The sequence below is a fragment of the Streptomyces sp. NPDC049627 genome (genome assembly GCF_044465645.1).
Classification (GTDB): domain Bacteria; phylum Actinomycetota; class Actinomycetes; order Streptomycetales; family Streptomycetaceae; genus Streptomyces.
On record NZ_JBITLW010000022.1, the window covers coordinates 67335 to 89222 of the forward strand.

Sequence of the window (21888 nt, forward strand, 5' to 3'; positions counted from 1 at the left end):
GCAGGATGGGCGAGTACGTCTCGTGGGCCGGGCGAGTGCAACCGGCAGGCTCGGCGAGTACGTGTCCGCAGGCTGGGCGAGCAGATCGGGCCGGGCGAGGGCAACACGTGGGCTGGGCGGGCGCAAGAGGCTGGGTGAGCGCCAGTGGGCTGGGTGGGCACAACCCGCGGTCAACCGGTGGGCTGGGCGGGCGCAACCGCAGGATGGGCGAGTACGTCTCGTGGGCCGGGCGAGTGCAACCGGCAGGGTCGGCGAGTACGTGTCCGCAGGCTGGGCGAGCAGGGAGAGGCTGGGCGAGGGCAATCCGCAGGCGCGGCGAGCACGCCCCGCGGGTCGCGCGGGCAGGCGAAAGGGCGCCCGGGCAGTGCCGGGCGCCCTCTGCGACGTACGTACGACGAGCGTTACTGCTCCGCCGCCGCGTCCGCTGCCTGGGCCTTGAGGGCCCGTTCGACGCCCGCGCGGGACTCGGAGATCAGGCGGCGCAGGGCCGCGTTGGGTTCTGCGGAGGTGAGCCAGGTGTCCGTCTTGGTCAGGGTCTCCTCGGAGACCTGGACCGTCGGGTACAGGCCGATCGCGATCTGCTGGGCGATCTCGTGGGAGCGGGACTCCCAGATGCCCTTGACCACCTCGAAGAACTTGTCCGTGTAGGGGGCCAGCAGCTCACGCTGGTCGGTCTGGACGAAACCGGTGATGACCGCTTCCTGGAGGGCGTTGGGGAGCTTGTCGGAGTCGATGACCGACGACCAGGCCTCCGCCTTCGCCTCCTCGGTCGGGCGGGCGGCGCGGGCCGTGGCGGCGTGGCGCTCGCCGGCCGCCGTCCTGTCCCGCTCGTACTCGCCCGCGATCTCCGCCTCGTCGAACCGGCCCACGGCCGCCAGGCGCTGCACGAACGCCCAGCGCAGCTCCGTGTCGACGACCAGGCCCTCGATCGTCTGGGAGCCGTCCAGCAGGGCCTCCAGAAGGTCCAGCTGCTCCGGCGTACGGGCCGTCGCCGCGAACGCCCGCGCCCACGCCAGCTGGTGGTCGCTGCCCGCCTCCGCCGAGCGCAGGTGGGCCAGCGTGGCGTCCGTCCAGCGGGTCAGCAGGGCCTCGCGGGCGGCCGGGGCGGCGTACAGCTCGATCGCCAGCTTCACCTGGCGCTGCAGCGACTGCACGACACCGATGTCGGACTCCTTCCCGATGCCCGACAGGACCAGCGAGAGGTAGTCGCGGGTGGCGAGTTCGGCGTCCCGCGTCATGTCCCAGGAGGACGCCCAGCACAGGGCCCGGGGGAGCGATGCCTCGAAGTCGCCGAGGTGGTCCGTGACGAAGGCCAGGGACTCCTCGTCCAGGCGGACCTTCGCGTACGACAGGTCGTCGTCGTTGAGGAGGATCACGTCCGGGCGGCGCTTGCCCGACAGCTGCGGCAGGGCGGTCAGTTCACCGTCCACGTCGAGCTCGATGCGCTCGTCGCGCACCAGCTTGCCGCTGTCGCCGTCCAGGTTGTACAGGCCCACCGCGATGCGGTGCGGGCGCAGCGTCGGCTCGCCCTTCGCACCCGCCGGCAGCGCCGGGGCCTCCTGGCGGATCGCGAACGACGTGATCACACCGGAACCGTCCGTCTCGATCTCCGGGCGCAGGATGTTGATGCCCGCCGTCTCCAGCCACGCCTTCGACCAGGTCTTCAGGTCCCGGCCGGACGTCTCCTCCAGGGCGCCCAGCAGGTCGGACAGGCGGGTGTTGCCGTACGCGTGGCGCTTGAAGTACGCCTGGACGCCCCGGAAGAACTCGTCCATGCCGACGTACGACACCAGCTGCTTGAGGACGGAGGCGCCCTTGGCGTAGGTGATGCCGTCGAAGTTGACGAGCACGTCGTCCAGGTCGCGGATCTCCGCCATGATCGGGTGCGTCGACGGCAGCTGGTCCTGCCGGTACGCCCACGTCTTCATCTGGTTGGCGAACGTGGTCCACGCGTGCGGCCAGCGCGACTCGGGGGCGTGCGCCTGGCAGGCGATGGAGGTGTAGGTGGCGAACGACTCGTTCAGCCACAGGTCGTTCCACCACTCCATGGTGACCAGGTCGCCGAACCACATGTGGGCCAGCTCGTGCAGGATGGTCTCGGAGCGCGTCTCGTAGGCCGCGCTCGTCACCTTGGACCGGAAGACGTACTGGTCGCGGATGGTCACCGCGCCCGCGTTCTCCATCGCGCCCGCGTTGAACTCCGGCACGAACAGCTGGTCGTACTTCTTGAACGGGTACGCGTAGTCGAACTTCTCCTGGAACCAGTCGAAGCCCTGCCGCGTCACCTCGAAGATCGCGTCCGAGTCGAGGTACTCGGCGAGCGACGGCCGGCAGTAGATGCCCAGCGGGACCGACTGGCCGTCCTTCTCGTAGACGCTGTGCACGGAGTGGTACGGGCCGACGATGAGCGCGGTGATGTACGTCGAGATGCGCGGCGTCGGCTCGAAGGACCAGACGTTGTCCTTGGGCTCCGGTGTGGGCGAGTTGGAAATGACCGTCCAGCCTTCCGGGGCCTTCACGGTGAACTGGAAGGTGGCCTTCAGGTCGGGCTGTTCGAAGGACGCGAAGACGCGGCGGGCGTCCGGGACCTCGAACTGGGTGTAGAGGTAGGCCTGCTGGTCGACCGGGTCGACGAAGCGGTGCAGGCCCTCGCCGGTGTTGGTGTACGCGCAGTCGGCGACGACCCGCAGGACGTTGCGGCCCTCAAGCAGGCCGGGCAGGGCGATCCGGGAGTCCGCGAAGACCTCGCTCGCGTCGAGCGGGTCGCCGTTGAGAGTCACCTCGTGGACGGTCGGGGCCACGAGGTCGATGAAGGAGTCGGCGCCGTTCTCGGTGACGTCGAAGCGCACCGTGGTGACGGACCGGTAGGTGCCGCCCTCCTGCGCGCCGGAGAGGTCGAGATCGATCTCGTACGAGTCAACGGTGAGCAGCTCGGCCCGCTGCTGCGCCTCTTCGCGAGTCAGGTTTGTGCCAGGCACGCGGTCATCTCCTCGATATGTGTGGGTTCGGTCATCCTTCCACGGGACATCGGGATCAGGCGACGAGTGCGGCTTCGCGCGGGGATGCCGGGGGCAATTCATGGGGATACCCCTCTACCGGGCGGGACGCGACGTCCGGATTCCGCCAGCGGTCCGGGCCCGCGGGCGCGAGTGTGGGGGCCATGACGACGTACACCGCACGCCCCATCGCACCGTCGGTTCTGAGGGAGCTGCGCACCGCCGACGACGCGGGCCGCCCCCTGTCCCCGTTCACCGACGAGGAGGGCGGGGCGCCGCTGAGGTGCTGCCTGCGCCACAGCGGCCCGGGGGAGCGGATCGCGCTCGTGTCCTACGCGCCCCTGCGCCGCTGGGCGGCCGAGACCGGCGTGGACCCCGGTGCCTACGACGAACAGGGCCCCGTCTTCATCCACGCCGAGGAGTGCACGGGACCGGACGGGGACGGCCGCCCGTTCGCGAACGCCCACCGGATCGTCCGCCGCTATTCCGCCGACGGACACATCCTGGGCGGACAGCTCGTCGACGCTCCCGACGGCGAAGCCCTCCGGAACGCGTTCGACGACCCGGCCGTGGCGCTCGTCCACGTCCGGGCCGTCGAGTACGGCTGCTTCCTCTACGAGGTCCGCAGGGCCTAGGCCCTGCTTTGTCCGGGGGCTTCTAGCCCTTCAGCTCAGCCGCCACCAGCTCCGCGATCTGCACCGCGTTCAGCGCGGCGCCCTTGCGGAGGTTGTCGTTGGAGACGAACAGGGCGAGGCCGTGCTCGACCGTCTCGTCGGTGCGGATGCGGCCGACGTACGACGGGTCCTGGCCGGCCGCCTGCAGCGGGGTCGGGACGTCGGTGAGGGCCACGCCGGGGGCGCCGGCCAGCAGTTCCTTGGCGCGCTCCACGCTGATCGGGCGGGCGAAGCGGGCGTTGACCTGGAGGGAGTGGCCGGAGAAGACCGGGACGCGCACACAGGTGCCGGAGACCTTCAACGCGGGGATCTCCAGGATCTTGCGGGACTCGTGGCGGAGCTTCTGCTCCTCGTCCGTCTCGTTCAGACCGTCGTCGACGAGGGAGCCGGCCATCGGCAGGACGTTGTACGCGATCGGCGCGACGTACTTGTTCGGCGCGGGGAACTCCGCCGCCGAGCCGTCGTGGGTCAGCTTGGGCGCGTCGTCGCCGACCTTCTTGATCTGCTCGAACAGCTCGTCGACGCCGGCGAGACCCGAACCGGACACCGCCTGGTAGGTGGCGACGACCAGCGCCTGGAGGCCCGCCTCGGCGTGCAGCGGCTTCAGGACCGGCATCGCGGCCATCGTCGTGCAGTTCGGGTTGGCGATGATGCCCTTGGGGCGGTCGGCGATCGCGTGCGGGTTCACCTCGGAGACGACCAGCGGGACCTCGGGGTCGCGGCGCCAGGCCGAGGAGTTGTCGATCACCACGGCGCCCTGGGAGGCGACCTTCGGCGCCAGCGCCTTCGACGTGGAGCCGCCCGCCGAGAACAGGACGATGTCCAGGCCGGTGTAGTCGGCCGTCGCCGCGTCCTCGACCGTCACGCCGTCCAGGACCGTCCCCGCCGAGCGGGCCGAGGCGAACAGGCGCAGCTCGGTGAGCGGGAAGTCGCGCTCCGTGAGGATCCTACGCATGACCGTGCCGACCTGACCGGTGGCTCCGACGATTCCGACCCTCACGGCGACTCCTTTACCCGTTCTTGCATGTCTGCGGCCTTTCCATCATGCGGCCGACCCCGGTCCGCCTGTCCAATTCTTTGCGCTCCATGCCCGAGGGCTGGAACACACCGACCCGCCGGGCGCCTCCGGAACTCCCGTGCACACCGGCTCTGAGCTGCAGAAATTCACCCTATGGGGCGCCCGCGCCGCAAGCTGTGCTGCGACGCGCGACGGTGTGACGTACGCCTCGCGGTGTTCGCGGAAACTCCCGGTGACCCGGTCGAACGTTTCCGTGCGCTGCGGCGTCGTAGAAGAAACGCGGTGAGGGGGTGGCTTGTGCTGCGCAGAAAGGCCCGCCGCGTCCAGGAGGACGATCACGGGGATCCCCTGGACGCGGCCCAGGAGCGCAGGGTGCGGGCGGTGCTCGCGCTCGGCGGAGTGCCGCAGGCGGACCTGCTGGACGGGGTACAGCAGGTACGTCTGCGGCTGCTGGAGCGGACGGCGAGCGGCCGTGAGGCGCCGCGGGACGTGTCGGCGTGGGCGGCGGTCGTCGCCTCCAACCTCGCCATGGACTGGCACCGGGCCAAGAAGCGCCAGGAGCGCCTCGGCGAGCGGCTCGCCGCGCTGCGGCAGACGGAACACCCCTCCGGCGAGGAGACCAGCCTGCTCTCCCTCGCCGTCTCCCAGGGCCTGGACGAACTGCCCGACGCCCAGCGTCAGGTCCTCGTCCTGCGCTTCTACGCCGACCTGCCGGTCCGCGGGATCGCCGAGGAGCTGGGCATTCCGGAGGGCACGGTCAAGAGCAGGCTGCACACGGCGGTACGGGCCCTGCGCGCCCGCCTGCACGAGGACGAGGTGGTGTGACATGACCGCCGAGAACGAAGACCGCACCGGCGTCGACGCGCTGATGGCCGCGATCACCGACGAGCCGCTCACCGACGAGGCGCGCGCGGACGCCGCCTTCATGACCGAGCACCGGGCGGCGGCCGCCGATGTGGCACTGCTTCGGGAACAGCTGGGGATCATCGGGCGGGCGCTCGGCGAGCCACCGGCGCCGGCATCGGCACCAGCTCCCGAACCGGCTCCCGTACGACGGCCCTCCCGCGTCCGGCGGCGTGCGTTCACCCTCGCCTTCGGCACCCTCGCGGTGGCGGCCGTCGCCTCCGTGGTGGCCGGTCTGGGCTGGCTGGTGGCGCAGGCCGGGGACGGCGGTCTGGCCTCGGGAGGCAGCGCTGACGCGGCGAGTTCCAAGCAGGATTCGGGCGCCGCCTTCGGCAGCCCCCGCTACCTCGCCTGCGCCCGGCTGGTCGCCGAGGGCGACGTCACCTCCGTGGAGCCGTTGCCCGGCACGGGACAGGAACGGATCACCCTGAGCGTGACCCGTTTCTACCGGCCGGAGAAGCCGGAGAAGCCGCCGAAGAGCGACGACGAGAAGAAGAGCGGCGACGAGAAGGTGACCTTCCTGATGGAGCAGGACACCCTCCACAAGGGCGAACACGTCCTGGTCGGCATCCCCCGGCACAGTGCCGTACCGGACGTCTGGTTCGTCGGCGAGCGGGACATCGCCCCCGAACGTGCCTGGATCACCGCCGCGCCGACCGACTCGCGCCAGCCGAGCTGCGAATGAGGAAGGGCGGGCGCCCCCAGGGGACGCCCGCCCTCACAGCCGTACCGACGACTACGGCGTGACCTTCTCGATCTTCACGTTGCCCACGCCCGCGACCGTGCCGCGCGTGTTCACCAGGCGGACCTGACCGAAGAACTCGCGGCCCTCCGGAGCGGCCGCCTTGGTGGTGATGCTGCCGGTGACCGTGGCCGAGTCACCCGTGCCGAGCTTCACCGGCGCCGACTCGTCCACCGTGACGGTGCCGAGCGAGGCGGAGTAGAAGACGTCCAGGTAGTCGTACGCGGTCGAGCCGCCCGGCACCGAGTAGCCGACGACCTCGATGCTGTACGTCCCGGCGGCCGGGTTCGCGATCTTGACCGACTCCTCGGAGTCACCGTCGGCGGAGCTGCCGACCTGGGTGCCGGACGCGTCCTTCACCACCAGGTCGAGGTCCGCGGCCGCGTCGGAGACGTTGCCGATGGTGACGTCGAGCGACGAGGCGCCCTCGGGCACGTCGACCGTGGTGGTCTGCGTGGCGCCCTGGGCGATCGTCGGACGCGTGGTCTTCGACGAGCCGAGCGGGCCGCCGGCCAGCTTGCCGTCGAGGGCGGCGTACTTGTTGGTCACCTTCCAGGAAGCGGTGGCCGGCGTGCCGACCTTGGCCTCGGGAACGGTCACGGTCTCCGGGTCGAAGGCCGCGCCCAGGACGGCGACGTCCAGCTTGTAGGGGTTGTCGAGCAGCGGCGACGTACGGCGCGACTCGACCTCGATCTCCCAGACGCCGGGCTGCGGGTCGGCGTACGCGCGCACGTCCGGCTTGCAGCCGTTGCCGTCGAGGTAGTTGTTGTAGCAGTTCGGCGTGCTGGTGACGTCGACCGGAGTGCCGTACGGGTGGATGGCGATGAACCGGGTCTGGCTCTTGCCCTTCAGGCCGCCGATCGCGACCTGGAGCGACTTCGCGCCCTCGGGCACGGTCACGAAGTACGACTTGGTGCTGTTGCGCTGCACCGAACCGGACGCCGAGTACGTGTACTTGAGCGGCGCGGAGACCACGACCGTGTTGAGGATCTGCTGGTCGACGCCCTCGGTGCGCGGGTCGTCGACCTCCAGGATCGCGCTCTTGAGGCCCGCCGAGTACGGCTTGGCGGCGATCTTGACGGTGACCGGCTTGTTCAGGCCGAGGCTGATCTCGTCGTCGCCGACGATCCGGAAGGTGTCACCGGCGTTGTTCTCCAGGTCCAGCTCGTGCCGGATCGCCTTGTCCGGGCCGGACGTACGCGTGATCGTGACGTCGTACGTCTTCTTCTGCCCGGCCTTCAGGCCGCCCTCACGGTCGTAGATGCCCGTGCCGAAGCCCGGGGTCTTGAGGAACTGGTCGATCGCGGTGTCGACCGGCGCCTTCACCGTGTACTCGTGGGCGGTGGCGCCGTCGCGGATCGAGTCCCAGGCGTCCTCGATGTCGATGAGGCCGGCACCCTCCTCGTACGCCTGCACACCCTTGATGTGGTCGGCCGTCGAGGTGAGCGCGGTGCGCAGCTTCGCCGGGGTGAGGGCGATGCCCTTCTGCTTGGCGGCGCTCAGCAACAGCGCGGACGCGCCCGTCGCCTGCGGGGACGCCATCGAGGTGCCCTGGAGCATGGAGTAGCCGGCCGGCAGGGAGTAGCCCGCCTCGGCGACCGGGGCGCCCGGCAGCCAGGTCTGGGTGGTGTTGATCGCGGCGCCGGGGGCGACCAGGGTCGGCGTGAAGCCGCCGTCCTCACGCGGGCCGCGCGAGGAGAACGGCATCATCGCGTACTTCTTCTCCACGACGGAGCCGTAGTTGGAGGCCCAGGTCTCCTTGGAGATGGACGCGCCGACCGAGATGACCTTGTTCGCGAGGCCCGGGTCGCCGATGGTGTTGGCGCCGGGGCCGGAGTTGCCGGCCGAGATGACGAGCTGGACGCCGTAGGTGTCGATCAGGCGCGTGTACAGCTCGGAGCGGGCGTTGTTGCCGTCGTTCAGCGCCGGGAGACCGCCGATGGACATGTTGACGATGTCGACGCCGCGGTTGACGACGAGGTCGATCATGCCCTCGGTGAGCGCGACGTTGGTGCAGCCGCCGGTCCAGGTGCAGGCGCGCGAGGAGACGATCTTCGCGCCGGGGGCCGCGCCGTTCATCTCGCCGCCGAACAGGCCGTTGGCGGCGGTGATGCCGGCGACGTGGGTGCCGTGCTCGGACTCGATGACGCCGATGTTGACGTAGTCGGACTTGTCACCGGCGGCGTTGAAGACGACGTCCTTGCGGATCTCGACGACGAACGGCTGACGCTCGGCGACGTCGGTCGCCGGGTTGTCGGTACCGAAGTATCCGACCTGGAAGCCGTCCTTGTACGGCTTCATCGCCTCGTCGTCGGTGAAGTCGTGGTTGTTGTTCAGGTCGACCCGGACCGTGCCGGCGGCCGCGTCGTAGAGGACGCCCCAGACGTCGGTGGTGTCGCCGTCGCGGTTGGCGTCGCCCTTGGCGTCACCGCCGGTGGTGGCCGACTCGCGGAACAGGTTGAACTGGTAGCCGCCCGCGGGAGCCTGCCAGGTCGCACCCGCGATGGTGAAGGTCGGGCCGGTGACCGGGTTGTTCATCCGCCGCCAGGTGGCGTCCTGGTCGTTGACCGGGTCGGTGGCGGTGACCCAGTCGACGATCTTCCGCTCACCGGTGGTGGTCTTCTGCAGTGCCGGGTGACCGAGGTCGACGCCGGAGTCGAGGATGCCGATGGTGATGCCGCGGCCGTCCGCCTTCGGGTGGTCGTCCACGAAGTCGACGGCGCCCGTCTCGAAGGACGGGTTGTACGGGTTCTCGGCCGGGGTCTTCTTGTTGGGGGCGGCGTACGAGGTCGCCGCGGCCGTCGACTTCTGCGTGTCGACGGCGGGGTCGTCCAGGGGTATCTCCTCGCGCAGGTCGATGCCGTGCACCGAGGAGAGCTTCGCGGCGGCGGCGATGGCCGAGTCCGCCTTGCCCGTGGGGACGGTCGCCCGGACGTAGCCGACCTTGTCGTAGGTACGGCCCACAGAGCCGACCGCGTCCAGCTGCTCGGCGACCTTCTCGGTCTGGCCGGGCGCGGTCGCGATCATCATCGTGACGTTCTTGTCGCCGTCGGCCTTGGCCTCGGCGAGCAGGTCGGCGTCGTCCGAACCGAGCTTGTCGTGCGCGGACTTGACGCTCGGGTCCGCCGCGGCCGGCGCGGGGTCCACGGCCATGGCCATGGGTATCGGCCCGGCCGCGGAGAGCGCGGCGACGAGACCGGCGGCCACGGCTATGCGGGCCGAACGTCTCGCGCCCGGCTTCGGCTCGCGCTGGGGGGTGAGGGTCATCGGCATCCCTTGTTGGTAAAGGAGCAGGGGTCGTCCGGAATGTGATCCCGGACGACCGCTCAGCTTTATGCAAGGGAAGGATGTTTGGGAAGAGTTGACCGAATCGAAATGGATGGATGGGGAAAACCCGCGATGCATTTGGGGTGAGAGGCGGTGAGAGGGGGTGAATGGGGCAAGTCGTCCGTAAGCCGAATATTCGGCTGCCGATTCCGTGTCGGCCGCTTAACGTCCCTACGTGCGGAAGAACTTGAGGGTGGCGGCCTACGCCATTTGCGTACGTGACGGACAACTCCTCCTCGCCCGCTCCCCGGCGCCCCGCGGCGGCTTCGAGTGGGTCCTGCCGGGCGGCGGCATGGAGCACGGTGAGGATCCCTACGACACGGTCGTGCGGGAGGTGGAGGAGGAGACCGGCTATCTCGTCGAACCCACCGGTCTGCTCGGCATCGACTCCTTCCATCGCACCTTCCCGAGCCGCTTCGGCCGGACCGTCGACCACCACGGCGTACGACTCGTCTACGAGGCCCGGATCACCGGCGGCGAGCTCCGGTTCGAGACCAACGGCTCCACGGACATGGCCGCCTGGCACCCGCTCGACGACGTGACCGCGCTGACCACGGTCCCGATGGTCGACAAGGGTCTGGCGCTGTGGCGGGAACGACCGGCGGCCGGAAAGGCTTCACTACCCCCGAAGATGAACACGGAGTGACCGTCCCACGGCCGTTCGCGGAGCGGCCGTGGACGCGGAAGGTAGTCCAAGATCCACGTACGGTGATCGGCGCTGCGCGTTGCGGTCATGTTCATGCGCAGGTCACCCCGGGTGCCAACGATCCACAGTGAGCGGGCCGTTCGCGGCAGCGACAGCCCGCGACCACTGCCGACGCGTTCGCACTCGGGGAGATCGCGCCATGTCGCGCATACGCTCTGTCGCCAGCTCCGCGCTGGGGATCCACCGCCGTACCCTGCTCGCCGCCACCGGAGCGGTGACCCTCTCCGCGGGCGTCGGCTACGCCCTGCGGCCCACCGACAGCCAGGCCGCCACGACCACGGACCCCGCGAGCGCGTCGGACGCCGCCGCCGAAGCGCCCGTCGGCGCCTCCCGGAACCTGCCGGTCGCCCTCGCGCCGTACACCCGGGGCACCACCCTCGCGAACGTCGCCACCCCGCGCGGCGATTCCGGCTACCGCCGGCTCGGTGACGGCCCCGGCTGGCGGCGGGTCGTCCGCGAGAACCTGGCGTCGGCCAAGGCGGGGCGCGACAGGCGGCGTACCGCGCTCGCCGCGTTCGTCCAGCTCACCGATCTGCACCTGATCGACGCCCAGCACCCGCTGCGGCTGGAGTACCTGCGCTCGACGGACGTGCACGCCTGGCGGCCGCACGAGGCGCTGACCGTGCCCGGCGCGGTGGCGCTGGTCGAACGGATCAACGCGCTGCGGGGCGCCCCCGTGACCGGTGCCCCGCTGCACTTCGCCATGACCACCGGCGACAACACGGACAACAACGCCAAGTCCGAGCTGGAGTGGTTCCTGACGGTGATGAGCGGCGGCCGCGTCACCCCGAACACCGGTGACCCGCGGAGTTACGAGGGTGTCCAGAACAGCGGCCTCAAGCTGTACTGGCAGGCCGACGACAGCATCCGCGACGCCGACAAGCAGCTCGGCTTCCCGCACATCGAGGGCTTCCTCGCCGCCGCGATCCGTGAACTGCGCAGCCCCGGCCTGAACATCCCCTGGTACTCGACGGTGGGCAACCACGACGCCATGCCGCTGGGCACCTACGCCTCGCACAGCGACTCCTACCTCACCGACCTCGCCGTCGGCGGCAAGAAGCTGATGAGCGTGTCCGCGGCGGACGCCAAGAGGCTCCAGGACTCCCTCAAGCAGGACAAGGACCCGCGAGGCACCGTCTTCAAGGACTTCCTCAAGGCCCACGCCCGCTCGATGCGCTCGGTCACGCCGGACGAGAGCCGGGCCCCGTTCACGCCCCGCGAGTACGTGCAGGCCCACCTGAACCCGGCCCACCGCGGCCACGGCCCGGTCGGCCACGGCTACTCGACGGCCAACCTGGACGCCGGCACCCAGTACTACAGCTTCCGCATCGCCGACGACGTCATCGGCATCAGCCTCGACACCACCGACGCGGGCGGGCACTACGAAGGGTCCATCGGTGCGGCCCAGTTCACGTGGCTGGACCGGACGCTGCGGGAGAACAAGGACGCGTACGCGATCGTCTTCAGCCATCACACCAGCGAGACGATGGACAACCTCCGCCGCGACCCGGCCCGCCCGAACGAGCGGCGTGTGGGCGGCGCCGAGGTGGTGGAGCTCCTCGCCCGGCACCGCAACGTCCTCGCCTGGGTGAACGGCCACATCCACAGGAACGTCATCACGCCGCGCTCCGGCTCCGGCGGCGGCTCCTTCTGGGAGATCTCCACCGCCTCCCACGTCGACTTCCCCCAACTCGCCCGGATCATCGAGGTGGTGGACAACCACGACGGCACGATCTCCCTGTTCACCACGCTGATCGAGTCCTCGGCCCCGCACCGCACGGACTTCACGGACCTCTCCCAGACCGGCATGGCCGCGCTCTACCGGGAGCTGTCCTTCAACGCCCCCGGCGCCCGCACGACCCTGGCGGGCGACCGCAAGGACCGCAACACGGAACTGGTGCTGAAGAAGGGCTGAAACGCACTCAACCGGCGTCCCCCGCTTCAACCTTCGCAGCAAGCGCCCGGTCTCTCCCGCCGACCGCGCTCGACACGAGCGCAGGAGAACGGGGAGAGACATGAGCGTACGTACGACACGCACGACCCTGGTGGTGGCGGCGGCGGTGGCCGTGTCCGTGGCCCTCGCCGCGCCCGCGGTCGCCGCGCCCGGCAGGTCCGGTCACGGGGCGACCCGCACCGCCATGGAGGCCGCGGTCGAGGCCGGCGTGCCCGGCGTGACGGCGACCGCGAAGGACGGTCACGGCACCTGGTCGGCGACGGCGGGCGTCGGCAACCTCAGGACCGGCAAGCCGCGTTCGACGCAGGACCGCTACCGGGTGGGCAGCATCACCAAGACCTTCGTGGCCACCGTGCTGCTGCAGCTGGAGGCCGAGGGGCGGCTGTCGCTGGACGACACCGTGGACAGGTGGCTGCCGGGCGTCGTCGAGGGCAACGGCCACGACGGCAGTAAGATCACGCTGCGCCAACTCCTCAACCACACCAGCGGCATCTTCAACTACACGGCGGACGAAGACTTCATCAACAAGGCGTTCTCGAAGGAAGGCTTCTTCGAGCACCGCTACGACACGGCGACCCCCGAGGAACTCGTCCGCGTCGCCATGGGGCACAAGCCGGACTTCGCCCCGGGCACGTCCTGGAACTACTCGAACACCAACTACACCCTGGCCGTCATGGTCATCGAGAGCGTCACGGGCAACGCGTACGGCGACGAGATCCGCCGGCGCGTCATCGAGCCTCTGCACCTGCACGCCACGCTCGTCCCCGGCACCTACCCGAAGCTGCCGAAACCGAGCAGCCGCGCCTACGGCAAGCTCGCCCGGACGGCCACGGGACCGACGTACGACGTCACCGAACTCAACCCGACCCTGGCCACCGGCTCGGGCGACATGATCTCCGACTCCGCCGACCTGAACCGCTTCTACTCGGCCCTGCTCAAGGGCAGGCTCCTCCCGGCGAAGCAGCTCTCCGAGATGAAGACCACGGTCAAGGTCGACGACATCCCGAACGCGCGCTACGGCCTCGGCCTGATCGAGCGCGAGCTGAGCTGCGGCGTCACGGTCTGGGGCCACGGCGGCGGCATCCACGGCTCGACGTCGGAGGCGGTGACGACGGCCGACGGCCGCCACTCCCTGGCCTTCAACTTCAACGGGGACTGGACGGGGGACACCGACGCGGTGATCGACGCCGAGTTCTGCGGCACGGGCGGGAGGAGCGGCGGCATGTCCGTACCGCCTCACATCGGCTGACCCGCGGCTTCACGCCTCCTGCGGGGCCGCCATGGCAGGCCGGACCGTCCGTTCGCGGCGAGGACCGCCAGCCCCACCGCGCTGTAGGTCACGTAGCCCGCACCCCGCAGGTAGCGGCCGTCGCGCTCCTGCTCCTGGGCGTACTTCTGCTGCTCGTACGTCCGCGTGCCCGTCGACCGGCCGGTGGCGGTGTCGTAGCCCACGGCGCAGGTGAAGCCGGGCCGCATCCGGCCGGGATGCTCCTCACCCACCTCGTCCAACTGCAGCCCGGGGCACTTGGGGGCGACGGAGACCGCCCGGCCGCTCGCGAGGGTGATCAGGCCCCAGGCGAGGGGCAGCAGGAAGAGCGCCAGGAGCACGCCTCGGAATCTCATCCGGCCCAACCTAGGGCCTGCCCCGGCCGACGACACGAGGAGGGGCCACCCGGTGCACGGCCCGGGCGGCCCCTCCTCTCCCCTCCTGGCGCTGCGCGTCCCGGTCCGTCACTACCGGGGCAGCACCACGACATACGCGGCCGGATCGCGGTCCGCCGCCGCCATCAGCGCCGTACGGACCACCGCCGCCTGCTGCTCCATCGCGTCCCGGAGCTTCTTCGGGGTGATGTAGACGACCGTGATGCCCAGGCGCTCCAGGTGCTCCCGCTTGCGGGCGTACTCCGACCACAGCGCGTCGTCGTCCTGCCGATGGCCCTGCCGGGGCGCCCGGGTGTCCAGCTCCACCGCCACCGCCTGCTCCGGCCAGTACGCGTCCAGGCCGCCGAGGTGGGGACCGCCGGGCAGGCGCAGGTCGACGTTCCAGACAGGGTCGGGCAGGCCGTGGGCGTGGACCATCTCGTACAGGCGGTCCTCCGCGATCGCGCGGCCCTCGGCGAGCAGGGAGTCCACCGCGTCCACCACATGCGGGTGGCTCAGCAGCTTCGCCTGGCTCAGCTCCCGCACCACCGACGCCGGTTCGCAGTGGCCGCCGCGGACCGCTTCCGTCAGCAGCCGGCGTACGGCGCCCGCGTCCGTCAGCTCGGCCACCGCGTCGGCCAGGGCGCGCGGGACCGGGGCCACCGGGAGGCCCGTCACCTGCTGCGGGGCGGGCAGCGCGGAGGTGCGCAGGATGCGGACGCAGCCGGTGGAGCGCAGCCGGCGCAGCCGGGGGACCAGGACGTCGATCGTGTCCAGGGCGGTGAGCGGCGGCGTGGCCGAGAAGCCGTGCAGGGTCAGCGCCGCGAGGCCCGTGATCACCGCCTCCGGGTAGGCGGGGGCGTGCGGCTCGTCCGCGTTCGGCTGGGCCGGCACGCCCGGCGACCGTTCCCGCGCCGCGTACATCAGCACCGCGTGCAGGCGCTCCTCGCTGGTCGGCGGGCCGGGGTGGAGCAGGAAGACGCCGGGGAGGATCTGCTGCCAGGGGCCGCCGGGGCGGCACTGGTCGTTCATCTCGGCGGCCGGGATGCCGTGCGACTTCAGCTGCGCGGCCGTCATGACACGCCGGTGCACCTCGGAGAGATGGCGCAGGGGGCGGGGGGAGAGCGGGGGGACCGGGGTGTTGTGGTTCATGACCCGGAGGTTCCCGCGTCCCGTCCGCCGATTAACCGCTGTTACACGCTCGTCGACAAAAGCGGACAACCTGGCACTAAAGGACGGATGTTCGGATGCCGAGAAGGCACGGAAAACCCCTGGTCCGTTCGGGTTGGACCAGGGGTTACGGCTGCTATTGCCTGAATTCCGTAACGGTCACGCAGTGCCCAGACCGTTGGCCATAGGTCTCGTGCGGTTGACGCCGCTCAGGACGCCACGCCCGCCCGGTCGCACGCCTGCCCCCGCAGCCCCCGCGCCAGATCGTCCCGCGCCTCCAGCACCAGACGGCGCAGGGCCGGTGCCGCGTCCTCGTGGGCGGCGAGCCACGCGTCCGTCGCGTCCAAGGTGGCCTGCGACTGCTGGAGCGACGGGAACAGGCCCTGGACCACGTGCATGCCGATCTGGATCGACCGCTCGGCCCACACCCGCTCGATGGCCGCGAAGTACTTCTCGGTGTACGGCGCGAGCAGCTCGCGCTGCGACGGCTGACCGAAGCCCGCGATGGTGGCCTCCACCAGGGCGTTGGACAGCGCGTCGGACTCCACGATCTGTGCCCACGCCTGCGCCTTCACCGCCGCCGACGGCCGCGCGGCGAGACAGCGCACCTGGTGGCGCTTGCCGGACGCCGTGTCGTCCCGGGCCAGCTCGGCGGCCAGCTCCTTCTCCCCTACGACGCCGTGCGCGGCCAGCGTGTCCAGGAACACCCAGCGCAGCTCCTGGTCGACCTCGAGTCCGTCGACCGTCGCCGCACCGTCGAGCAGGTCCGTCAGCAGCCGGAAGCCCGGCTCATCGGACACCCGGGCGAAGAACCGTGCCCACGCCAGCTGGTGCTCGCTGCCGTGCTCAGCGGCGTACAGCTGGGCCGTCGCGCCCTGCGTGAGCAGCCGCGAGCCCTCTTCCCGCCACTCCGGCGCCGCGTAGTACGTCAGCGCCGACTCGGCCCACGCCTGCAGCATCTGCAGCACGCCGATGTCGGACTCCCGGCCCGCGAACTTCAGCACCAGGCCGACGAATTCCCGCGCCGGCAGCAGCGCGTCCCGCGTCATGTTCCACAGCGCCGACCAGCACAGCGCCCGCGCCAGCGGGTCCGTCATGTCGCCGAGAGCCGCACGCAGCGTCGCCAGCGACGTCTCGTCGAAACGGGTCTTGCAGTACGTCAGGTCGTCGTCGTTGACCAGCACCAGCTCCGGCGCCTCGGCACCCGCCAGCTCCGCCACGACCGTCCGCGGACCGTCGACATCCACCTCGGCCCGCGTGTACCGCTCCAGGGCCCCGTCCGCGCCCCGCCGGTACAGACCCACCGCCACCCGGTGCGGACGCAGCTCGGGGTGCGACTCGGCGGCCTCCTGCACCACCGCCAACTCGTCGATCCGGCCCTCGGCGTCCAGCAGCACCTGCGGGGTCAGCGCGTTCACGCCCGCCGTCTGCAGCCACGCCCGCGCCCACGCCCCCATGTCCCGGCCGCTGGTCTCCTCCAGCACCGACAGCAGATCGCCGAGCTGCGTGTTGCCGTACGCGTGCCGCTTGAAGTAGCGCCGCGCGCCCTCCAGGAACGCGTCCTGGCCGACGTACGCCACGAGCTGCTTCAGCACGGACGCGCCCTTGGCGTAGGTGATGCCGTCGAAGTTCAGCTTCGCGTCCTGCAGGTCACGGATGTCCGCCGTGATCGGGTGCGTGGAGGGCAGCTGGTCGGCGCGGTACGCCCACGCCTTGCGGCGGTTGGCGAAGGTGATCCAGGCGTCCTTGAAGCGGGTCGCGCCGACGTTCGCGAAGGTGCCCATGAAGTCCGCGAAGGACTCCTTCAGCCACAGGTCGTCCCACCACACCATGGTGACCAGGTCGCCGAACCACATGTGCGCCATCTCGTGCAGGACGACGTTCGCCCGGCCCTCGTACGACGCCCGCGTCACCTTGCCGCGGAAGATGAACTCCTCCCGGAAGGTGACCATCCCCGGGTTCTCCATCGCGCCGAGGTTGTACTCGGGCACGAACGCCTGGTCGTACTTCCCGAAGGGGTACGGGTAGTCGAAGTGGTCGTGGAAGAAGTCCAGGCCCTGCTTGGTGACCAGGAAGACGTCGTCGGCGTCGAAGTACGGGGCCAGGCCCTTGCGGCACATCGCGCCGAGGGGGATCCGAAGCGTCGTGCCGTCGGCGAAGGTGCGCGAGTAGGAGTCCGTGACGTAGTGGTACGGCCCCGCCACGACACACGTGATGTACGTCGAGATCGGCTTCGTCTCCGCGAACCGCCAGACCCCGTCCGTGCGTTCACCGGCCCCGTTGCTCCACACCGTCCACCCCTCGGGTGCCCGCACCTCGAAGCGGAACGGGGCCTTGAGGTCCGGCTGCTCGAAGTTCGCGAAGACGCGGCGGGAGTCGGCCGGCTCGTACTGGGTGTACAGGTACACCTCGCCGTCCTCGGGGTCGACGAAGCGGTGCAGGCCCTCGCCGGTGCGGGAGTAGGCGCACTGGGCGTCGACGACGAGCTCGTTGTCGGCGGCCAGGTCCTCCAGGGTGATCCGCGCGCCGTCGAAGACCTCGCTCGGATCCAGGTCCTTGCCGTTGAGGGAGACGGCCGTCACACTCGGCGCGATCAGGTCCGCGAAGCTGGTGGCGCCGGGTTCGGCGCACCGGAAGCGGATCGTGGTGACCGAACGGAAGGTGCGCGGCGCCCCGCTCTCCGAGTCCGCGTCGCCGACGGCGGAACGCACGTCGAGGGACACGTCGTACCCGTCGACGGACAGCAGGGCGGCCCGCTCCCGGGCCTCGTCGCGGGACAGATTCTCACCGGGCACGGGCGGCACTCCCTCGGGTGGTGTTCAGTATGCGGACAGCACTGATCCTGCCATGGAGGGAATGGGGCGGCGACGCTTGTTGTTGCGCGCTCAAAGAGACCTCTTTCCTTAGGAGAACCATGTCCGAGACCGCTTCTGCCAAGACGCCCGTCGACTTCTGGTTCGACCCGCTGTGCCCGTGGGCCTGGATGACCTCCCGGTGGGTGCTGGAAGTGGAGAAGGTCCGCGACATCGAGGTCCGCTGGCATCTGATGAGCCTCGCCGTCCTGAACGAGGACAAGCTCGACGAGCTGCCCGAGCAGTACCGCGAGCTGCTCGAGAAGAAGGCCTGGGGCCCCGTCCGGGTCGTCATCGCCGCCCAGGAGGAGCACGGCGCCGACGTCCTCGGCGACCTCTACACCGCGCTCGGCACCCGCATCCACAACCAGGGCGAGGGCCCCGAGAAGGACACGGTCGCCGCCGCCCTGAAGGACGTCGGCCTGCCGGAGTCCCTCATGGAGCACTGGGACGGCACCCCGTACGAGCCGCAGCTGCGCGCCTCCCACAAGGAGGGCATCGACAAGGTCGGCCAGGAGGTCGGCACCCCGGTCATCGCCGTCCCCGGCGCCGACGGCGAGCAGATCGCCTTCTTCGGCCCGGTCGTCACCCCGGCCCCCAAGGGCGAGGACGCCGCGAAGCTGTGGGACGGCACCCTCGCCGTGGCCTCCGTGCCGGGCTTCTACGAGATCAAGCGCACCCGGACCAAGGGGCCGGACTTCAGCAACCTGTAGGGCTAATCGGAATCGGACTCCGGCTCGGGGAGGTTGCCGCCGACATGGCGGTTGCCTCGCTGCTGGACTCGCCTGCAGTCCCCATTGGTGCAGCGCAGCACGGCCGCCTTGCGGACGTGCTTCGGTATCTGGCCCTTCACCTGCTGCCACTCCTCCTCGGTGACCGGGCTGAAGTCCTCCATCCGGTCGCCGCAGTTCGGGCATCGCTTGGCCACCATCCGACCCCCACGCCGTGAGCAATCCCATGACTGGGGGAGCGTAGGTCCGCGCGGGCCCGTGGCATCAGCCCGGAATCCGTCCTGCCGGGGCGGATTCCGGACGTCACGCCTCGGCCGCGGTCTCCTCCGCGCGGAACCTCTCCGGGAGGAGTCCGCGGTCGCGTTTCCTGAGGTGGGGGTAGTACGTCAGACAGCCCTTGGCCGTGCAGCGCCAGAGGTTGTCCACGTAGTACCGGGGATCCTTCTTCTCCTCGCGGACCGCCGCCCTCTCCTCGGCGTCCAGGAGCCGGAAGACCTGCATGCCGCCACAGGTCGGGCAGTGCAGTGTGCGTGTGGCCATCAACCCCTCCTCGCGATCACCGCCAGATCCGGGAAATCCGTCACCACAGCATCCACCCCGAGCCCGTAGTACAGCGCGTACTCCGCGAACGCGTCCCCGAAATCGTTCGCTCCGCTGCCCCGGCGCAAGTCCGCCGGCAGGAACTGGTTCTCCGCCCGGAAGGTGTACGGCCCGATCCGCAGCCCCGCCGCATGCGCGTCCGCGACGAGGGACGTAGCGGCGACCGACGACTTGTCCGGCCCGATCCAGTCCGCGTACGCGGCGATCCGCGCCAGCCCCGCCGGGGTCATCATGTCCCCGTACGTCGTCGGATCACCGGACGAGACCAGGTCGTACGGCCCACCCGTGGTCCCCAGCGCCTGCCACAGCGGTACGCCCAGATCCGTCATGCGCTGCAGGCTCGTCGGCTCGAAGGACTGCACGACACACTCGCGCGGGCCGAGCCGGCCCCGGCGGATCGCCTCCGCCAGCTTCGGCTCCAGCGGCAGGCCGATCGAGCGGAAGTACGTCGGATGCTTGGTCTCCGGGAAGACCGCGATCGTACGGCCGTAGGTCCTGGACAGCCTGCGCGCCAGGTCCACCACTTCCTGGAAGGTGAGGATCCGCTCCCGGCCGTCGAAGACCGTGTTGCGGTTGCGGACCAGCGGCAGCCGCTCCACCGCGCGCAGCGTCCTCAGCTCCGCCAGCGTGAAGTCCTCGGTGAACCAGCCGGTGACCTGCCGGCCGTCCACCGTCTTCGTGGTACGGCGCCCGGCGAACTCCGGGTGCCGGGCCACGTCCGTCGTCTGCGAGATCTCGTTCTCGTGCCGCACGACGAGGACGTGGTCCTTCGTCGGCACCAGGTCCGGTTCGATCCAGTCGGCGCCGGTCTGCACGGCGTACGTGTACGAGGCCGCCGTGTGCTCCGGGCGCCAGCCGGCCGCGCCGCGATGACCGATGACGAGCGGACGACGCGGCCCGCCGGCCCCCTCGGCGGCAGCCGCGGACACGGCGGCGGCCGCCGGGGTGGCGGCGGCCGCGAGCAGGAGGGATCTACGACTCGGGTGCATGCAACTCCCTTTCCCGGTAGGGGTTTTACGGCTCTTCAGGTGCGGATCCGGGTGCGCGCCTCCCGTAGCCGGGCCAGATGCTCCTCGTACCCCCGCGTGTAGTACGCCGCCCGCCCCTCGTCCGGCTCGACCACCGCCGTCGGCCGCGTCCAGGCCTCCGCGTCCAGCGACACCCCGTACCGCTCAGCCGCGGCCAGCACCGCGCCCCGGGCGCCCACCTCGCCCTCGACGACCCGCAGAGGACGCCCGAGCACGTCGGCGAGCAGCCGCATCCAGGCCGGACTGCGGGTACCGCCACCGCAGACCGCCAGCGTCCCGGTCAGCCCCGCCGCCTGAAGACAGTGCCGGGCCGCATAGCCGATGCCCTCGCAGGTCGCCCGGATCAGGTCGGCGGGGGTGGACTCCAGGGAGACGCCGGTGAGTTCGGCGCGCAGCCGGGGTTCGACGAAGGGGGCGCGCTCGCCGGAGGGCGCGAAGTACGGGAGCACGCGGACGCCGTTCGCCCCGGCGGGCGTCTCCGCCAGCAGGCCGTCGACCTCGTCGTGCTGGACGCCCGTCGTCGACAGCACCCAGTCCAGCGCCGCCGTACCGACCATCGCGGGCATCGCCCGCAGCCAGTGGCCGGGGCGGTCCGTGTTGATGTACAGGCCGGCCGGTTCGCCGGTGAGGTCCAGGTCGGTCGTCGCGACCAGGCTGGCCAGACAGGTGCCGACGATGAGCAGACCGTCGCCGGGGGAGGTCACTCCGGCGCCGAGCGCGCAGGCGGGCAGGTCGTACGGGCCGTCGGCGATCGGTGTTCCGGCCGGGAGCCCCTCGCCGCGGGTCCGCGCCGTGGCGAGGGGGTCGCTGACGGGGGCGAGGAGGCGGCGGCGGTGGGTCAGGCCGAGCAGCTCCACGACCCGGTTGTCGTACGTGCGTGTACGCGGGTCCAGGAAGGGCATCGACGCGTCCGACACATCCGTCGTCGGGGCCGACCCCGTCAGCCGCTGGAACACCATGTCCTTGCAGTACAGGGCGGCGGTCGCGGCATCGAGGGCCTTCGGCTCGTGGCGGTCCAGCCAGGCGAGGAGCGGGCCCGGACAGCCCGGGAACATCGCGCTGCCCGTGCGCCGGAACACCGTCTCGAACGTGCCGTCCGCCAGCCAGCGGTCGACCGGTTCGTGAGCCCGGCCGTCCATCCAGGAGGCGGCCGCCCGCACGGGCCGTCCCTCGGCGTCCACCAGCCACACCCCGTCGCCCTGCCCGGTGAGCCCGGCCAGTTCCACCGGTTCCGGGACGCGTGCGGTGACCTCGCGCAGTACGGCGACCACCGCGCCGTACACCTCGTCCATGTCCTGCTCCACGACGCCGCCGTGCAGGGTGAGGCTCACCGGACGGGACGCCACGGCCAGTTCGCGGCCGGTGTCGTGGAAAGCTGCGGCCTTCACCGTGGACGTGCCTACATCGATACCGACGTACATTCCACCCACCTCTTTGGCTCGGTCGGCTGTGCGGTGCTTTTTGCGGCCGGCGTGCCGAATGTTTGGCTCGGTCGCCTTCGGGGCGCCACATGCCCAGTGAGGTTGGTGGGCCGTCACCCGGCATG

The 21888-nt window shown here is 70.7% G+C and carries 17 protein-coding genes; 7 read left to right on the forward strand and 10 right to left on the reverse strand.

Features of this window, described 5'->3' with window-relative positions:
- Positions 1–401: 401 nt before the first annotated feature.
- The gene (gene pepN / locus ACIBU0_RS41810; RefSeq protein WP_398829468.1) at positions 402–2978 is read right to left on the reverse strand and encodes an aminopeptidase N; all 2577 of its coding nucleotides are present in this window, start codon (positions 2976–2978) and stop codon (positions 402–404) included.
- Positions 2979–3160: 182 nt separating this feature from the next.
- Between pepN (ACIBU0_RS41810) and ACIBU0_RS41815 the strand changes: the two genes are divergently transcribed.
- Positions 3161–3631, forward strand: coding sequence for a DUF1203 domain-containing protein (locus ACIBU0_RS41815; RefSeq protein ID WP_398829470.1), 471 nt, complete (start codon positions 3161–3163; stop codon positions 3629–3631).
- 22 nt (positions 3632–3653) lie between these two features.
- On the opposite strand, the gene ACIBU0_RS41820 is transcribed toward ACIBU0_RS41815, so the two are convergent.
- The gene (locus ACIBU0_RS41820; protein WP_398829472.1) at positions 3654–4670 is read right to left on the reverse strand and encodes an aspartate-semialdehyde dehydrogenase; all 1017 of its coding nucleotides are present in this window, start codon (positions 4668–4670) and stop codon (positions 3654–3656) included.
- 315 nt (positions 4671–4985) lie between these two features.
- Between ACIBU0_RS41820 and ACIBU0_RS41825 the strand changes: the two genes are divergently transcribed.
- Both ACIBU0_RS41825 and ACIBU0_RS41830 read left to right on the forward strand, forming a co-directional pair.
- The gene (locus ACIBU0_RS41825) at positions 4986–5513 is read left to right on the forward strand and encodes an RNA polymerase sigma factor (protein WP_398829475.1); all 528 of its coding nucleotides are present in this window, start codon (positions 4986–4988) and stop codon (positions 5511–5513) included.
- A 1-nt stretch (position 5514) separates the two neighbouring features.
- A complete protein-coding gene (locus ACIBU0_RS41830; RefSeq protein WP_398829477.1) occupies positions 5515–6276 on the forward strand; it encodes a hypothetical protein in 762 nt (253 codons plus the stop codon).
- A gap of 51 nt (positions 6277–6327) precedes the next feature.
- On the opposite strand, the gene ACIBU0_RS41835 is transcribed toward ACIBU0_RS41830, so the two are convergent.
- On the reverse strand, positions 6328–9600 hold the full coding sequence (locus tag ACIBU0_RS41835; RefSeq protein ID WP_398829480.1) for a S8 family serine peptidase: 3273 nt from the start codon (positions 9598–9600) through the stop codon (positions 6328–6330).
- A gap of 235 nt (positions 9601–9835) precedes the next feature.
- Between ACIBU0_RS41835 and ACIBU0_RS41840 the strand changes: the two genes are divergently transcribed.
- The 3 genes from ACIBU0_RS41840 (at position 9836) to ACIBU0_RS41850 (ending at position 13569) form a co-directional block, all read left to right on the forward strand.
- On the forward strand, positions 9836–10306 hold the full coding sequence (locus tag ACIBU0_RS41840; RefSeq protein WP_398829483.1) for an NUDIX hydrolase: 471 nt from the start codon (positions 9836–9838) through the stop codon (positions 10304–10306).
- A gap of 199 nt (positions 10307–10505) precedes the next feature.
- Entirely contained in the window at positions 10506–12281 is a 1776-nt protein-coding gene (locus ACIBU0_RS41845) for a TIGR03767 family metallophosphoesterase (protein WP_398829485.1), read from the forward strand.
- A 100-nt stretch (positions 12282–12381) separates the two neighbouring features.
- Positions 12382–13569, forward strand: coding sequence for a serine hydrolase domain-containing protein (locus tag ACIBU0_RS41850; RefSeq protein WP_398829487.1), 1188 nt, complete (start codon positions 12382–12384; stop codon positions 13567–13569).
- Here ACIBU0_RS41850 and ACIBU0_RS41855 read toward each other — a convergent pair.
- The 3 genes from ACIBU0_RS41855 to pepN (ACIBU0_RS41865) all read right to left on the reverse strand — a co-directional run bounded on the left by ACIBU0_RS41855 (position 13557) and on the right by pepN (ACIBU0_RS41865) (position 17926).
- Positions 13557–13943 (reverse strand): hypothetical protein, encoded by a 387-nt coding sequence (locus ACIBU0_RS41855; protein WP_398829489.1) that lies wholly within the window; start codon positions 13941–13943, stop codon positions 13557–13559. The two genes, ACIBU0_RS41850 and ACIBU0_RS41855, sit on opposite strands and share 13 nt — an antisense overlap.
- A gap of 111 nt (positions 13944–14054) precedes the next feature.
- The gene (locus ACIBU0_RS41860; protein ID WP_398829491.1) at positions 14055–15113 is read right to left on the reverse strand and encodes a hypothetical protein; all 1059 of its coding nucleotides are present in this window, start codon (positions 15111–15113) and stop codon (positions 14055–14057) included.
- Between the two features lie 227 nt (positions 15114–15340).
- Complete coding sequence (gene pepN / locus ACIBU0_RS41865) at positions 15341–17926, reverse strand: aminopeptidase N (protein WP_398829494.1); 2586 nt, start codon at positions 17924–17926, stop codon at positions 15341–15343.
- 119 nt (positions 17927–18045) lie between these two features.
- On the opposite strand from pepN (ACIBU0_RS41865), the gene ACIBU0_RS41870 reads away from it, so the two are divergent.
- Complete coding sequence (locus ACIBU0_RS41870; protein WP_398829497.1) at positions 18046–18696, forward strand: DsbA family protein; 651 nt, start codon at positions 18046–18048, stop codon at positions 18694–18696.
- A 2-nt stretch (positions 18697–18698) separates the two neighbouring features.
- Here the strand turns inward: ACIBU0_RS41870 and ACIBU0_RS41875 are convergent, their stop codons facing one another.
- The 4 genes from ACIBU0_RS41875 to ACIBU0_RS41890 all read right to left on the reverse strand — a co-directional run bounded on the left by ACIBU0_RS41875 (position 18699) and on the right by ACIBU0_RS41890 (position 21763).
- The gene (locus ACIBU0_RS41875) at positions 18699–18914 is read right to left on the reverse strand and encodes a hypothetical protein (RefSeq protein WP_398829500.1); all 216 of its coding nucleotides are present in this window, start codon (positions 18912–18914) and stop codon (positions 18699–18701) included.
- Positions 18915–19017: 103 nt separating this feature from the next.
- On the reverse strand, positions 19018–19254 hold the full coding sequence (locus tag ACIBU0_RS41880) for a hypothetical protein (RefSeq protein ID WP_398829503.1): 237 nt from the start codon (positions 19252–19254) through the stop codon (positions 19018–19020).
- Positions 19254–20303: a glycerophosphodiester phosphodiesterase family protein gene (locus ACIBU0_RS41885; protein WP_398829506.1), complete on the reverse strand. Its 1050-nt coding sequence runs from the start codon at positions 20301–20303 to the stop codon at positions 19254–19256. Before ACIBU0_RS41885 ends, ACIBU0_RS41880 begins: the two co-directional genes overlap by 1 nt.
- A 35-nt stretch (positions 20304–20338) precedes the next feature.
- Positions 20339–21763 carry an FGGY family carbohydrate kinase gene (locus ACIBU0_RS41890; RefSeq protein ID WP_398829508.1) on the reverse strand — a complete coding sequence of 475 codons (1425 nt, stop codon included), beginning with the start codon at positions 21761–21763 and terminating at the stop codon, positions 20339–20341.
- Between the last annotated feature and the right edge of the window lie 125 nt (positions 21764–21888).